Source organism: Amycolatopsis coloradensis, assembly GCF_001953865.1.
GTDB classification, from domain to species: domain Bacteria; phylum Actinomycetota; class Actinomycetes; order Mycobacteriales; family Pseudonocardiaceae; genus Amycolatopsis; species Amycolatopsis coloradensis.
In genome coordinates, this window is the sequence record NZ_MQUQ01000052.1 from 1 (window position 1) to 1,152 (window position 1,152).

Annotated in this window: 1 protein-coding gene; it reads right to left on the bottom strand. The window is 64.3% G+C overall.

All coding sequences use genetic code 11. The features are described from left to right. Positions 1-972 (bottom strand): HNH endonuclease signature motif containing protein (locus BS329_RS41560; RefSeq protein ID WP_341866364.1); only part of this gene is annotated, 972 nt, incomplete at its 3' end. Positions 973-1,152: the final 180 nt, after the last annotated feature.

Below are 1,152 nucleotides of genomic sequence, written 5' to 3' on the forward strand. Positions count from 1 at the left end.
GTAGGTGTGTCCGCTGGGGGTGGTGATGGTCATGCCGCCGTTGCCGGTGGGTTCGGCTGACCAGCCGGGTTCTTCTTTGAGCAGGTTGTGGGTTTTGCAGGAGCCGTGGCAGTTGTGGTGATCTGTGGTGCCGTTACGGGCCCAGCCGGTGATGTGGTCGATCTCGGAGAACTCCGCCGGACGATGACACCCGGGATGGGTGCATTCCCGATCCCGCGCCCTGATCAACCGGGCCAGCGACGCCGGGGATCGATAGGTTCCGGCGCTGGCCTCGAGGATTTGCCCGGTGGCGGGGTCGGTGATCAACCGGGACCACGTCGAACCCGGATCTGAAGCGATCTCCCGCACCAGCCAGTCCGGAATCGGCCCGTACCCGGCCAGGACCGCGGGATCCTCACGCACACCGGCCAAGGTCAGGAAATCCACATACACGTGGATATGCGCCCGGGGCTTCCCGCGACCATCCTCGGCCAGCAAGCGTTCGGCGAAGATATCGGCGCGGTGCTGATCGAGGGTGCGGGATGTGTCCTGCGCCCGGCGGGCCTGGGCGGCGCGGCTGATCGACGCGTAGATCGAGGATGCCACTTCGGACGGCAGGAAACCGGAGAGGGTGGACATGGTCTCGTCCTCGTGCTTCAACGCGATATGCCGTAAGGCGCGTTTCGTCTCCGCTCGGTCCCGATAGCCGTCGGGGTCGAACTTCTGCACCGCGTAGTCCACCGAACCACGAATCGCCGAAGGATCACGCCCAGCCAGCCGCCCCGCCATCCACGCGTCCACCAGTGCGGCGACCTCGTCCGACACCTCGCGGGTCAGCTGGGTGACCTTCGACGCCTTGTACAGATCGATGTCACCTTTTTCCAGTGCCGCCAGCGTGTTCGGCAGACGGGCCACCAGCGCACACGAGGTTTCCAGCAGCAGGGCGGCTTGGTTGCGAGAGACCGAGAAGCACAAAGCGACCTCCTCGGTCACCGATCTTCGCGACCCGCCGATAGCAGCGAACTCCGCTAACGCACGCACCTGACGCCCCTGCGCCCGACGAAGTGATACCTCCTCATCGAAGGCGGCATCAAGAACACGAGCAGCTTTCGGGTTGAAACCAAGAGTTGTGGTCATGCCCATGATCATACTCGAACACGCGTTCGACAGCAA